The sequence below is a fragment of the Mycobacterium sp. 134 genome, assembly GCF_048282715.1.
GTDB lineage: Bacteria > Actinomycetota > Actinomycetes > Mycobacteriales > Mycobacteriaceae > Mycobacterium > Mycobacterium septicum.
Genome location: NZ_JBLVUN010000008.1, coordinates 2108010 through 2120909, shown reverse-complemented (window position 1 = coordinate 2120909; position 12900 = coordinate 2108010). Strand labels below are relative to the sequence as shown.

General features: G+C 67.7%; 13 protein-coding genes. 8 read left to right on the top strand and 5 right to left on the bottom strand.

The window, feature by feature from the left end:
• Nucleotides 1-11 precede the first annotated feature (11 nt).
• Both ACNQVK_RS14995 and ACNQVK_RS14990 read left to right on the top strand, forming a co-directional pair.
• Nucleotides 12-737, top strand: a complete 726-nt coding sequence (locus tag ACNQVK_RS14995; protein WP_418030135.1) for a hypothetical protein — start codon at nt 12-14, stop codon at nt 735-737.
• A gap of 228 nt (nt 738-965) precedes the next feature.
• Nucleotides 966-1235 (top strand): hypothetical protein, encoded by a 270-nt coding sequence (locus ACNQVK_RS14990; RefSeq protein ID WP_418030133.1) that lies wholly within the window; start codon nt 966-968, stop codon nt 1233-1235.
• A gap of 76 nt (nt 1236-1311) precedes the next feature.
• On the opposite strand, the gene ACNQVK_RS14985 is transcribed toward ACNQVK_RS14990, so the two are convergent.
• Nucleotides 1312-1722, bottom strand: coding sequence for a hypothetical protein (locus ACNQVK_RS14985; RefSeq protein WP_418030132.1), 411 nt, complete (start codon nt 1720-1722; stop codon nt 1312-1314).
• Nucleotides 1709-2263, bottom strand: coding sequence for a signal peptidase II (locus ACNQVK_RS14980; RefSeq protein WP_418030131.1), 555 nt, complete (start codon nt 2261-2263; stop codon nt 1709-1711). The genes ACNQVK_RS14985 and ACNQVK_RS14980 overlap by 14 nt, the downstream gene beginning before the upstream one ends.
• 187 nt (nt 2264-2450) lie before the next feature.
• On the opposite strand from ACNQVK_RS14980, the gene ACNQVK_RS14975 reads away from it, so the two are divergent.
• The 5 genes from ACNQVK_RS14975 to ACNQVK_RS14955 are packed head-to-tail and all read left to right on the top strand — an operon-like array spanning nt 2451 to nt 8772.
• Nucleotides 2451-3485 (top strand): FecCD family ABC transporter permease, encoded by a 1035-nt coding sequence (locus ACNQVK_RS14975; RefSeq protein WP_418030130.1) that lies wholly within the window; start codon nt 2451-2453, stop codon nt 3483-3485.
• Complete coding sequence (locus tag ACNQVK_RS14970; protein ID WP_418030129.1) at nt 3482-4525, top strand: FecCD family ABC transporter permease; 1044 nt, start codon at nt 3482-3484, stop codon at nt 4523-4525. Before ACNQVK_RS14975 ends, ACNQVK_RS14970 begins: the two co-directional genes overlap by 4 nt.
• A 13-nt stretch (nt 4526-4538) precedes the next feature.
• Nucleotides 4539-5345, top strand: coding sequence for an ABC transporter ATP-binding protein (locus tag ACNQVK_RS14965; protein ID WP_418030128.1), 807 nt, complete (start codon nt 4539-4541; stop codon nt 5343-5345).
• Nucleotides 5346-5386: 41 nt separating this feature from the next.
• Nucleotides 5387-7009, top strand: coding sequence for an ABC transporter ATP-binding protein (locus ACNQVK_RS14960; RefSeq protein WP_418034167.1), 1623 nt, complete (start codon nt 5387-5389; stop codon nt 7007-7009).
• Entirely contained in the window at nt 7006-8772 is a 1767-nt protein-coding gene (locus ACNQVK_RS14955) for an ABC transporter ATP-binding protein (protein WP_418030127.1), read from the top strand. The genes ACNQVK_RS14960 and ACNQVK_RS14955 overlap by 4 nt, the downstream gene beginning before the upstream one ends.
• Nucleotide 8773: 1 nt before the next feature.
• On the opposite strand, the gene ACNQVK_RS14950 is transcribed toward ACNQVK_RS14955, so the two are convergent.
• Nucleotides 8774-9739, bottom strand: coding sequence for an iron-siderophore ABC transporter substrate-binding protein (locus tag ACNQVK_RS14950; protein WP_418030126.1), 966 nt, complete (start codon nt 9737-9739; stop codon nt 8774-8776).
• A gap of 136 nt (nt 9740-9875) precedes the next feature.
• Here ACNQVK_RS14950 and ACNQVK_RS14945 point away from each other — a divergent pair, with 136 nt between their 5' ends.
• Complete coding sequence (locus ACNQVK_RS14945; protein ID WP_418030125.1) at nt 9876-10628, top strand: enoyl-CoA hydratase; 753 nt, start codon at nt 9876-9878, stop codon at nt 10626-10628.
• A gap of 3 nt (nt 10629-10631) precedes the next feature.
• On the opposite strand, the gene ACNQVK_RS14940 is transcribed toward ACNQVK_RS14945, so the two are convergent.
• The gene (locus tag ACNQVK_RS14940; RefSeq protein WP_418030124.1) at nt 10632-11816 is read right to left on the bottom strand and encodes a dihydrolipoamide acetyltransferase family protein; all 1185 of its coding nucleotides are present in this window, start codon (nt 11814-11816) and stop codon (nt 10632-10634) included.
• The gene (locus ACNQVK_RS14935) at nt 11813-12898 is read right to left on the bottom strand and encodes an alpha-ketoacid dehydrogenase subunit beta (RefSeq protein WP_418030123.1); all 1086 of its coding nucleotides are present in this window, start codon (nt 12896-12898) and stop codon (nt 11813-11815) included. The genes ACNQVK_RS14940 and ACNQVK_RS14935 overlap by 4 nt, the downstream gene beginning before the upstream one ends.
• Between the last annotated feature and the right edge of the window lie 2 nt (nt 12899-12900).

Here is a 12900-nt window from a genome sequence, read left to right as displayed (position 1 = left end):
AACACGAAGGCATGAGCGAGAACCCAGACGGCACGTACGCGGTCAAGAACGCGATGGCCACCCTCGCCGCAGCCGGGCTGTTTGTGGTCGGGGCGGCGGTTGCCTGCTCGGCAACCGCCGCCGCCGACCCGGCACCGCCGGAGGTTCCCGGCGCTCCCGCAGTTGCCGCCCCAGCCCCGGCCGTAGAACCACCTGCCCCGCCCGGGCCGGAGGTGCCGATCGTCGGTGCACCGCTCGGGCCGAACGGGTTGTCGGTTCTGGCGCAGACCGGTGCCGAGACGACACCGGGCAGGTTGGGCGCTCCCGGCGGGATCGACATGAGCCCGGGTGCACTGTTGGGGCAGTACGCGACGCCGTCGGCACCGGGCGGTCCGCCGCCCACCAACGCGCCCAACCTCAGGGCGTTCAACAACGGGAACTTCCTCCCGCAGAACGAGAAGCCGTCGGCACCCGGCCAGGGCACCGTGGTCGGCGTCGAACCGGGCCAGGAGAACGCGGATATCTCCGGGCTCGACTGGATGCGGCATATGCGCGAGATGTACCACAACGGGAACCTGCGTGGCGCAATGCTCGGCCAGACACCCAAAGAGCAACTCGGTGAACCGCTTCCGGGCACCGCTCCCCCACCGGGGACGAACATTCCGTCCGGTCTCGGTGAGAACCTCCCGGATCCGGCGGCGCCGCCGCCGGCGCCGGGAGTGCCGGCACCAGCACCTCCCGCACCGCCTGCTCCATGACACATTCGGGCAGCGTCCGGTAACCCCGGACGCTGCCCGATTTTTTGCCCTCGATACCGTCCGGCGAATATTTCGTCACTTCCTGTTAACTTTCTGTACACCGGGAATACACTGGCGAGTGACGGCCGGGGCTACCGGTGAGAGCGACAGCATGAGATCCGACCGCCAGGGAGGGTCGGGATGTTGTTCCATGCGCGATGTACGCAAATCACTGGACTGGCCGTGCTCATGCCGGCCGCTGTAATCGGGGTTGCCCCGCTTGCCGCGGCGGAGCCCACTGCGGGCAGCGGGCAGCGGGCCGACGAGACCATCTCGGCCCTGAGCGCCGAGGGTTACACCGTGGCGATCAACTGGGTGGGCGGCACCAGCACGCTGCCGCTGGACAGATGCCGGGTGAATTCGATCCACAACCCCAACCGTGGGGTGCCGGCCCTGCCGAAGACCTCGGTGACGGTCTACGTGGATGTGCAGTGCCCGGACGAGTCCGAGACATCCTGAAGCAGGTCACCTCGGCTCTCGGCGGATAGACTGGCGAAGCCGGTCCGATCGGGCCTGTCGGCCCGTTCGGCATCGGCTAGAACGCACCCGCGTTGGGCGCCGAGGTGGTGGCGTAGGGATTCGACATGGTCGTGGTCGGCGGCGCGGTCGTCTCCACCGGAACTTCTGGCGATGGCAGTGGCGCTGGCGCACTTGATGTTCCGATGTCTTCGCTGGTGCTCACCGGCGTCCTCGGCGAGGTACTGGTACGCGTTGTCGTCGACCGCGGCGACACCGGCTTCGTCGACGTCACCGGGGCGAGTCGCTCAGGCTGGGCCGGCAGCACCGAGTGGTGCGACGTCATGAGGATCGCGAACACCAGCGCACCGATGGCCACCACGCCACCGATCCCGGCGACCACGATCGCCGCGGTGGTCTCGTGCCACGGAGTTCTGGGCGGGCTGTCCTCTGCTGAAGCGGCGTGGCGGTCCAGATCAACTTCCGGCATGCGGCCCCGGGTCCCGCGCGGCGCCATTGAACGGAAAACCCGACAGCGACAACGCAATCAGCCAGACCACGCCCGCCAGCACGGCGAGATCCGCGACGTTGAACACCGGCATGGGGCCGATGGCCAGAAAGTCGACCACATGGCCCCGCAGCGGGCCGGGGGCACGGAAGAACCGGTCGACGAGGTTGCCCGCGGCGCCGCCCAGGATCGTCCCGAGGCCCAGCGCCCACCACGGTGAGCGGACATGCGCACCGATCCAGGCGATGGCCGCAGCCACGGACAGGACGACGATGGTCAGCATCACGGTCCGGTCCGCGGCCATCGACAATGCCGCACCCGAATTGCGGGTGAGCTCGCACGCGAGCCAGTTGCCGAGCAACGGGACGGCGCGGCCGGGTTCGAGCATCCCCACAGCCAGAGCCTTGGTCCCCACGTCGAGCAGACAGACCGCACCGGCGGCCAACAACAGCAGACGGCGCCGCGTCGGCCGCACCGACCCGGCGCCCGGGGCGCCAGAAATACCGGCGATGTCGGCCGTCACCGAATCATTGTCCGCTCGCGAAAGCCGGATCGCTGGGCGACGCGGCTGACGTTTCGGTGAACATTTGTGGCGGACCAGGGTTTCGCTCGACCACCTCGGCACACAAACGACAACGATCGTTAGGCTAACCTAACGCAATGACCTTCTTCGATGAAGCTGCGTACGGGACCGGTCAGCCGCAGCCGCGGTGATCACCTACAAGCCGGCGGCCCCACCGACCGGACCCGTCCGACGCCGCCGCGGTTTCGGGCTGGCGATCGCTGCCACGCTACTGACGGCAATGTGTTTGGCCAGCCTGGCAATCGGCACCGAGAACGTGTCCCTACCAACGGTCTGGCACGCCGTCACCGACTACCGCGACATCGGCGACCAATGGATCGTGCATGACCTGCGGATCCCCCGCACGGCGCTCGCACTGCTCGTCGGGCTCGCCCTGGGTTTGTCGGGCACACTCATCCAGGCGGTCGGACGGAATCCGTTGGCTGACACCGAGATCCTCGGCATCAACGCCGGCGCGGCGTTGTTCGTCGTCAGCGCAATCGCCTTGTTCGGCCTGACCGGCATCTGGACCTACATCTGGTTCGCCTTTGCCGGAGCGCTTTTCGCGATGGCGGTCGTCTATCTCGTCGGCATGACCGGCCGGGTCACCGTCACCCCGGTGCGGGTTCTGCTCGCAGGCGTGGCGGTGGGCGCCGTGCTCGACGGCATCGGATTTGTCGTGCGGTTACGCAATCCCCGCGCCTTCGACAACATGCGCTTCTGGGACGCCGGGGCGCTCGATGGCCGGTCTCTTGAGGTGGCGGCGGCCATCAGCCCGTTCATCGCCCTCGGTGCGGTGCTGTGCGTCATCGTCAGCCGCTCACTCAATGTCACCGCCCTCGGTGAGGACCTGGCGAAGAGCATGGGCGGCAATGTCGCACGCACACAAGCCCTCAGTCTCATCGCCGTCACCCTCCTCGCGGGGGCCGCGACCGCAGGTGCGGGGCCGATCGGCTTTGTCGGCCTGATGGTTCCGCATGCCGTGCGGCGATTCACCGGCCCGGATTGGCGCTGGATCCTGGCGTACGCATGCTTCGTGGCGCCTGCACTTCTGCTGGCGGCCGACATCGTGGGCCGCGTGATCATCCGGCCCGCCGAACTACCCGCCGGCATCGTCACCGCGTTTCTCGGTGCGCCGGTGCTGATCTGGCTGATCCGTCGCCGTGGGACGGATCGCGGATGAGCGTCGAGTTCGGTCACCGCCAGGTTGTCCTGCGCTCCCCCAGCACATCGGCCCGGGCATCGTGGCGCTCGATCCTCGTGGTGGCTTCGCTTCTGGCCGCTGCCGTCGTCATCGGTGTGATCGCCGTCGGATTCGGCAAGTACACCGTCGCGCCGCTGGAGGTACTGAAGGTTCTGCTCGGCGCCAACACGTCGTTCGACCGCGTGGTGGTACTCGAATGGCGAATGCCGCGAACCGTGATGGCGTTGCTGGTCGGTGCCGCGCTGGGTGTCTCAGGTGCGATCTTCCAGGCACTGACCCGAAACCCGCTGGGCAGCCCCGACATCATCGGTGTGAACACCGGCGCCTACACGGGAGCATTGATCGTCATCGCCGGGTTCGGCGGCGGCTACTACGCCGTCGCGGCCGGCGCGTTGGTGGGCGGCCTGATCACCGCACTCGCGGTGTATCTGCTGGCCTACCGCAACGGACTGGCGGGGTACCGGCTGATCGTGGTGGGTATCGCGCTGGGCGCGGTCCTGAGTTCGGTAAACCAGTGGATCGTCATCAAACTCGACTTTCACGCGGCGGTGACCGCATCGGTGTGGCAGCAGGGCGCCCTGAGTGGGTTGAGCTGGGTGCAGGTCGTTCCGATGACGATCTGCCTGCTGGCCATCACCGTCGGACTGGTGGCGCTGGGCCCGCAGCTGCCGATACTGCAGCTCGGCGATGACGCGGCAGGCGCTCTCGGGGTACATCCTGACCGAGCGCGATTGGCCTATCTGGTCGCCGCGGTGGCCCTGGTGGCGCTGGCTTGCGCCGCCGCTGGACCGATCACGTTCATCGCACTGGCGGCCCCGCAACTCGCGCGCCGGCTGACTGCCAGTGCGGGCGTCGGCCTGATGCCGTCCGCGGCAATGGGCGCTGTCCTGCTTCTCGGCAGTGACGTCATCGCCCAACATCTGTTCGGCGGCAACGAACTCCCGGTCGGTGCGGTGACGGTGTCGCTGGGCGGCGCCTACCTGATCTATCTGCTTGTCACGCAGGCACGTAAACGGTGAAGGGACCATGCACATGGAGGGCAGTCGGCTACGTGCCAACCACCTGTCGATCGGCTACGAGGACAACACCGTCATCGCCGGCCTGTCGGTGCAGGTGCCTGACGGACAGGTCACCGCGATCGTCGGCCCCAACGCGTGTGGCAAGTCCACCCTGTTGCGAGGACTGGCCCGGCTGATCAAACCGTCCGGCGGCCAAGTCGTTCTCGATGGCCAGGACATCGCGTCCCTGCACACCAAGGAGGTGGCCCGGAGACTGGGCCTGCTCCCTCAGACATCGATCGCCCCCGAGGGCATCACGGTGGCCGATCTCGTGTCCCGAGGCCGCTTCCCACATCAGAAGGTCATGCGACAGTGGTCGGCCGACGACGAAGCCGCGGTCGCCGATGCGATGGAGCAGACCGGGGTGACGGAGTTGGCCGGCCGGCTGGTCGACGAGCTGTCCGGCGGTCAGCGGCAACGGGTCTGGGTGGCAATGGTGCTCGCCCAGCAGACCCCGCTGATCCTGCTCGACGAGCCGACCACCTATCTCGACATCGCCCATCAGGTGGAGTTGCTCGACTTGTTCGCCAAGCTCAATCGAGAGCAGAGCCGCACGGTCGTCGCGGTCTTGCACGACCTCAACCACGCGTGCCGCTACGCCGATCACATCGTCGCCATGAAGTCCGGGAGTATTGTCGCCCAGGGTGATCCGGCTGCGGTCATCACCGAGGAGTTGGTCGAGGCCGTCTACGGCCTGGCGTGCCAGATCATCGAGGACCCGCAGACCGCGACGCCGCTGGTCATCCCGCGGGCGTCTGCCTACACCAGGAGGTCGTCGTGAGTTCCGGTACGGCGGTGCTGCGCCGCACCGTAACCCGCAATATGCGCTGGTTGATTCCCGGTACCGCACTGACGTCACTGCATCAGGTGTGTGAGGCCGCGGTGCCGGTGCTCATCGGGGTGATCGTCGACCGCGCGGTCGGCACCGGGAGCGTGCCGGCCATCATCGCCTGGATCGCGGTGCTGGCCGCCCTTTTCCTCGTGCTGTCGGTCCTGTGGCGGTTCGGGTCCCGGCTGCTGATGTATGCGGTCGCGCGCGAATCGCACCTGTTGCGCATCGAGATCAGCGCCAAGCTCCTCGACCCCCTGGGCATCCAAACGGATTTCAAAGCCGGTGAGCTGCTCTCGATTTCGTCGGCGGATGCCGATGAAACCGGCTACGTCATCGACTACCTGCCACGCGTCGCCGGCGCGGTGGTCGCCACAGTCGTATGCGGCGTCGTGCTGCTGAGCATCGACCTGCCGCTGGGGCTGATCGTGCTGTTCGGTATTCCCCTCGTAGTGTCCGCACTTCAATTGAGTGCACCGCTGATCGCCCGGCGTGTAGAGGAACAGCAGGCAGAGGTGGGGCGGGCCACGGCGTTGGCCACCGATCTGGTCAGCGGGCACCGGCCGTTGCAGGGCATCGGGGCGCAAGCCAATGCCGCGGCGCGCTACCGCGTGGCCAGCCGAACATCGCTCGCCGCCACCTTGCGCGCCGCCCGGATCGAAAGCGTCCAGGAAGGTGTGGCGGCAGCAGCGGGAGCGCTGGCGGCAATGACGGTTGCCGTCGCGGCGGCCTACTTCGCACTGCACGGCGACCTGTCACTGGGCCAGTTGATCACCGTGATCGGTCTGGCACAGTTTCTGATCGAGCCGTTCTCCACACTTGCGATCGTGCCGAGTTGGGTGGCCGAGGCGCGGGCCTCGGCCAATCGAGTCGCGGCGGTGCTGAATTCCCCAACCCTCCATTCCCTCGATCCCGCGACCGCAGCGCCTGAGGAGGTACTCCCCGGTGCCCTGACCGCACACCTCGAGGGCTGGACCCTGCAGCTTCAGCCCGGCGAATGCGTGGCGGTGCTGACTGCTGACGCGCGCGACGCGACGACGCTGATCGACGTGCTTTCGGGCCGGGTGCGGTCAACCGCTTCGGTGCATGCCGGCGGGCACCCGATCGGTGCGTTCAAGCACGGCGAGCGACGCCACAGACTGCTCGTCGAGCACCACAACGGTGAACTCTTCACGGGCACACTGGAATCCAACCTGCGCATCGGCGCGCAGGGCCGAGACACCGGGCCCGCGCTGGCAGCCTCGTGTGCGGCCGATGTCGTCGAACTTCATCCCGACGGACTGTCGCACCCCGTCCTGGAGCGCGGAGCAAGCCTGTCCGGCGGTCAGAGACAACGCGTGACGCTGGCCCGGGCATTGGCCGCCGACCCCGACATCCTGGTCCTGCACGATCCGACCACCGCGGTCGACGCCGTCACCGAACAGGCCATCGCCGACGGCATCCGGCGGCTGCGGCCGCCCTCCGGTCGTACCACGCTGATCATCACCAGCAGTCCCGCTCTGCTTGCCACCGCCGACCGCGTTGTCGTGGTGGCAGACGGCCGGGTGCGCACGGAGGGAACGCATCGCGAGCTGTCCGACTCTGACCCCGTCTACCGAAAGTTGGTGTCCCGGTGACGATCAGCGAATCGATCACCCCACCTGTCCTGCCCGTGGCCTCAGCCGCGCGCAGTCGTCGGTGGCTCGTCGCCGAACTGCGAACCAGGCCGGCCCGGACCACCGCAGCGTGCGCAATCGGACTTGCCGCGGCAGCCGTCTCCACGGTGCCGGTCTACCTGCTCGGTACGCTCGTCGACCGAATCCGAGACGGCGCCACCGCGGGCAGCCTCGCAGGCCTGGCGGCGTTGATCGGGGTGTCCGCTGTTCTCGGTGGCTTGGGCACCGGACTGTCGGCGTACCTGATCAACCGGCTCGGCGAGCACACGGTCGCCGACCTCCGCGAGGACGTGCTCGCCCGGGCCTTGAACCTCCCGGCCACCACGATCGAGGAGAGCGGCCGGGGCGACCTGCTGTCGAGGGTCGGCCCTGACGTCGCCGCGGTGGCCAAAGCGGTGTCACAGGTATTGCCCACCATGTTCAATGCGCTGTTTCTCGGTGTCATCACGCTTTTCGCGATGGGTAGCCTGGATTGGCGGCTGGGTCTGGCCGGCGCGCTGTGCATCCCCGCCTATGCGGCCGGGCTGCGGTGGTTCCTGCCCCGATCAGCACCGCTGTATGCCGAACAGCGCATCGCGACGGCGCAGCGCACGCAGCTAACCATGGAGTCCGTCCAAGGCGTCAGAACCATTGACGCCTACGAAATCCACGCCCAGCACCTCGCCGGGATCGAGGATGCATCGGGCCGCGTGCGGGACCTCTCCGTGACGGTTTTCACCCTGTTCACCCGCTTGGTCGGGCGCGTCAACCGTGCCGAGTTCATCGGATTGTCAGCGACATTGGTGGTCGGATTTCTACTGGTGCGGTCCGGTTCGGTCACCATCGGCGCGACGACGGCGGCCGCTCTGATGTTTCACCGGTTGTTCAACCCGATCGGCATGCTCATGTACAACTTCGACGAGATCCAGGCCGCGGCAGCATGCCTGGCGCGGCTCGTGGGAATCGTCGACCTGCCCGTGCCCGCCGGCCGGCCCGGCTCCGCGACCCCGGCCGGGTCCGACGTCGAGATCCGCGCACTGTCGTTCCGCTACAACGCCGGACCTGAAGTCCTGCAGGATGTTTCCCTCAACATTCCGGCCGGGACCCGATGCGCGCTGGTCGGCTCCACTGGTGCGGGCAAGAGCACGCTGGCCGCCATCGTGTCAGGTCTGTATGCGGCCACCCGGGGAAACGTCGAGATCGGCGGTGTTGCGGTGGGCGACATCGATCCCCGCCAGTTGCGTCGCTGGGTCGCCACGGTCACACAGGAGATCCACGTTTTCTCCGGTCCGCTCATCGATGATCTGCGCCTGGTGGCCCCGGAGGCCACGCGCGACGAGATCTGGGATGCCCTTCGCGTGGTCGGCGCGGACGACTGGGTCGAGGCCCTCGACGCGGGACTCGACACCCCCGTCGGGGAGCAAGGCGTATCCCTGACCGCCGCCCAGGCCCAGCACATCGCGCTGGCGAGACTGGTGCTGGCCGACCCCGCGGTGGTCGTTCTCGACGAGGCGACCGCCGAAGCGGGTTCGGCTCATGCCGTCGAGCTGGAACGCGCGGCCGCCGCGGCGACCGAGGGCCGAACAACGTTGATCGTCGCGCATCGGCTCACCCAGGCTGCCACGGCTGACCAGATCGCGGTGATGGAGGGCGGGCGCATCGTCGAAAATGGGACGCACACCGAGCTTCTCGGGCGGGGCGGCCGCTACGCGCAGCTGTGGGCCGCGTGGCGTGCGCCCGGGTAGATCAGCCGTTCGACAGGTCGGTCACCGGACGACCGTTGAGCGCATTCGCCAGCTGTGGGGTGAGCACATCGAGTGAGTAAAGCAGGGCGCTGGGCCCGCTGTAGGTCAGCGCGCCGTTGAGGTTGGACTCGAAATTCGTGTACAACGTACGGCCGTCACGAACCACCCCGAGGCGGGCGAAGGCCGGCGAGGCCAGCATCTGATCTTTGGTGGCGCCGGCGACGAACAGCACGTCGCGATCGAGCAAGTCGAGTTTCTCCTCGCTGACATCACCATCGACATCCTGGGTCTTGAAACCGAGCGCGTTGAACACCGCTCGCCGAGGATCGTTCTGCGGCAACAGGTAGTGCCCGCCGTTCTCCGGTCCCTGATCGACCACCAGCGTCTTGCCGTCGAATTCCGGATTGGTCTTGCGTGCCTCGTCGATCCGGCCCTGGACCTTCTCGACGAGTGCTGCGGCCTCCGCTTCCTTGCCCAACGCCTTACCCGTGGTCAACAACTGGACCTGCCACGGAGTCTCCTCGTCGGCGTAGTCAGCGGACTGGATCACCGTGGGCGCGATCTGGGAGAGCCGGTCGTAGGTCGGTTGATCGATCGACTCGTAGATGGCGAAGATCAGATCGGGCTTCTGCGCCGCGATCGCCTCGAAGTCGATCTCGTCGCTGCCCCAGGTCGGGATGGCCTTGCCTCCAGTGGCCGAGGCAACCCACGGATAGTTGCCGTAGTTCTCCTCGAAGTCTCTGGTGCTCACCGGGATCACGCCGAACGGCAGCACGAAGTCCTGATCGGTCCACCCGACGGTGACCACGCGCTGTGGAGCCGAAGGCACTTTCGTCTCACCGAACTTGTGCGTGATGGTTACGGCATCTGCCTGCGGCGTCTGGTTCTCGCCGGACCCACAGGCGGTCAGCAAGCCCACCGACATGGCGACTGCCGCAACGACGCGGCCCCAATGACCCAATTTCACCCGCACATTTCCCCCTCAGCCCGACGACTCCGACGGAGCATAGCTTGGTTAGGCTAGGTTTACCTGCCTTGCGGCAGGGCCGCCGGGCCTCACGTGACGCTTACGGGGCCATGCGCACGGAGGTTAGGGTGACTTCGTGCCGGATTCAGTGTTGGTCAGCGTCGACGATCACATCGCAGTCATCACCGTCAACGACCCGGATCGCCGCAACGCGGTGACCTTCGAGATGTCGGCAGCCCTGCGCGCCGCGGTCGAGGGCGCCGAGGCCAACCCCGATGTACACGCCGTGATCGTCACCGGGGCCGGCAAGGCGTTCTGCGCCGGTGCCGACCTCACCGCGCTGGGCGAGGCCACCGAGGACGGACTCCGCAAGATCTACGACGGGTTCCTGGCGGTCGCCAATTGCACCCTCCCGACGATCGCCGCGGTCAACGGAGCCGCCGTCGGCGCCGGCCTCAACCTGGCGCTGGCCGCCGACGTCCGGATCGCCGGGCCGAGCGCGCTGTTCGATCCGCGGTTCCAGAAGCTCGGCATCCATCCCGGCGGTGGCGCCACCTGGATGCTGCAGCGAGGCGTCGGCCCGCAGGTGGCCCGGGCGGCATTGCTGTTCGGCATGCGCTTCGACGCCGAGTCCGCTGTGCGCCACGGGCTGGCGCTGTCGATCGCCGAGGATCCGGTGGGCGCCGCCCGCATGCTTGCCGCGGGGCCCGCAAGCGCTCCGCGCGACGTGGTGATCGCGACGAAAGCCTCGATGCGGGCCACCGCCAATCCCGGGACGGTCGACATCGACCAGCACGGGACCGCCGTCGACATCGAACTCGGTCCGCAGGCGCGCTCCATCGAATCTCCGGAATTCGCAGAGCGTTTGGCCGCAGCCAAGCGCAAGTAGCAGCTACAGGTCGATCAGGGCCAACTCCGGCGCCTCGATCAGCGCACGCAGGTCACGCAGGAACGCGGCCGCCATCGCGCCGTCGACGATGCGATGGTCGAAGGCACAGGTCAGTGACATGGTGGGACGGGCCACCACAGCCCCGTCGACCACGACCGGCCGCGGTTTCATCGAGCCCATCCCCAGAATGGCCGCCTCCGGATAGTTGATCACCGGTACGCCGTCGTCCAGTCCGAGCGCGCCGAAGTTCGACACCGTGAACGTCGACCCGCTCAGCTCGGCCGGGCTGAGCGTTCCGGCTCTCGCCTGCTCGATCAACCGGGCCACCGCTGCGGCCAGCTCGCGGGTAGTCATCGATTGCGCGTCGCGGACCACCGGGACCAGCAGTCCGCGCGGTGCCGCCACACCGAAACCCAGGTGTACAGCCGGATGCCGGTGAATCTGAGGGCCTTCGGCGGTTTCGAGCCATGTGGAGTTCAGCATCTGATGGCGCCCGAGCGCCAGGACCAGCAGCCGCAGAGTCAGCACGAACGGCGTGGCAGGCAGTTCCGCATCGGCGGCCGTCATGCGGTCACGCAGCCGCAGCAACGCGGAGCAGTCCACCTCCACCCGGGCGTGCGCATCGGGTATTTCTTTACGCGACAACGACATCCGTCGCGCCATCGCGGCTTGCACGCCGCCGACGTCGACGATGTCCGAACTGCCCGCGGCGGCCAGCACATCGCCACGGGTGACGATCCCCTCGGGGCCGGATCCCGGTGCCAGCTTCTGGAGGTCGACATGCAGGTTGGCGGCCAGTTTGCGGACCGGCGGTTTGGCGCGCGCCCGCGGGCTGCCCGTCGCCGTTCGCCTGCTTACATCCATCGTGTCGTCGGTGCCGTAACCAACCAGGACGGACTTACGCGGTGTACCGCCACTTTTCGTGGTTCCGGCTGCAGCAGCGGCCGACTCACGGGTGTCGATCCGGACCAACAGCGACCCGACGGTCAAGGTATCCCCCGCCGCACCGCCGAGCTCGAGCACCTGGCCGGCGAACGGGCTGGGGATCTCCACCTCGGCCTTGTTGGTCTCGACCGTGCACAGCGTCTGATTGAGCTCGACGGCGTCGCCCACGGCGACACTCCAACTCGTGATCGTGGCGTCCTGCAGCCCCTCACCGAGGTCAGGGACCAGGAACTCCCGGTTCACGGCTGGCCCACCGCATGCTCGACGCAGTCGAGCAAACGATCCACGCCCGGCAGCCACACCTTCTCCAGCCGGGCCGGCGGATACGGCGTGTCAAAGCCGGTGGCACGCAACACCGGTGCCTCAAGGTCGTAGAAGCACTCCTCGGAGATCCGGGCAGCCAGTTCGGCCCCGAAGCCCAGCGTGCGGGGCCCCTCATGCATCACGACGGCCCGGCCGGTGCGCCGCACCGAGGCGGCGACGGTGTCGAAATCCAGCGGGTTCAGTGAACGCAGATCGACAACCTCCAGGCTCCAACCGCGTTCGTCGGCCAGATCCGCGGCGCTGAGCGCGGTGGCGACCAGGCCGCCGTAGGTGATCACGGTGACGTCGGTTCCGTCGCGCCGCACCATCGCGCGGCCGATCGGCGGAGCGGGCGCACTGGTGTCGACGAGTTCGCGTGCCCAGTAACGTCGCTTGGGCTCCAGGAAGATCACCGGGTCGGCGCTGCTGATCGAGTGCCGCAGCAGCCAGTACGCGTCGGATGGGGTGGACGGTACGACCACCTTGAGCCCGGCCGTGTGCAACCAGTACGACTCGGTGGACTCCGAGTGGTGCTCGACCGCGCCGATACCGCCGAACGACGGTATCCGCACCGTCACCGGCATGTTGACGTCCCCGTGCGTGCGCATCCGGTACTTGGCCAGGTGACTGGCGATCTGGTCGAAGGCCGGATAGCTGAACCCGTCGAACTGGATCTCCGGCACCGGGGTGAACCCGCGGATCGCCAGACCGATCGCCACACCGATGATCGCCGATTCGGCCAGGGGTGTGTCGAAACACCGCTCGGCACCGAAGGTCTCGGCCAGCCCCTCGGTGACCCGGAAGACGCCGCCCAAGGTGGCGACATCCTCGCCGAACACCAGCACATGGTCGTCGGCGACCATCGCATCGTGCAGGGCCCGGTTGATCGCCGCCACCATGGTCAGTTCGGCCGTCACCGGCAACGCGGTCGGCGGTGCCGCCACGTCGGCAGACGCGACGTCCGGCTCCCACGGCTCCGGCGAATCACCTTGAGCGGCAGGCCGATCGATGATCAGTGTCATGA

Excerpts from the sequence above, each read along its gene's own strand:
- ACNQVK_RS14995 (WP_418030135.1), top strand. The coding sequence starts at position 12 with ATGAGCGAGAACCCAGACGGCACGTACGCGGTCAAGAACGCGATGGCC.
- ACNQVK_RS14935 (WP_418030123.1), bottom strand. The coding sequence starts at position 12,898 with ATGACACTGATCATCGATCGGCCTGCCGCTCAAGGTGATTCGCCGGAG.
- ACNQVK_RS14990 (WP_418030133.1), top strand. The coding sequence starts at position 966 with ATGCCGGCCGCTGTAATCGGGGTTGCCCCGCTTGCCGCGGCGGAGCCC.
- ACNQVK_RS14965 (WP_418030128.1), top strand. The coding sequence starts at position 4,539 with ATGGAGGGCAGTCGGCTACGTGCCAACCACCTGTCGATCGGCTACGAG.
- ACNQVK_RS14970 (WP_418030129.1), top strand. The coding sequence starts at position 3,482 with ATGAGCGTCGAGTTCGGTCACCGCCAGGTTGTCCTGCGCTCCCCCAGC.
- ACNQVK_RS14985 (WP_418030132.1), bottom strand. The coding sequence starts at position 1,722 with ATGCCGGAAGTTGATCTGGACCGCCACGCCGCTTCAGCAGAGGACAGC.
- ACNQVK_RS14960 (WP_418034167.1), top strand. The coding sequence starts at position 5,387 with ATGCGCTGGTTGATTCCCGGTACCGCACTGACGTCACTGCATCAGGTG.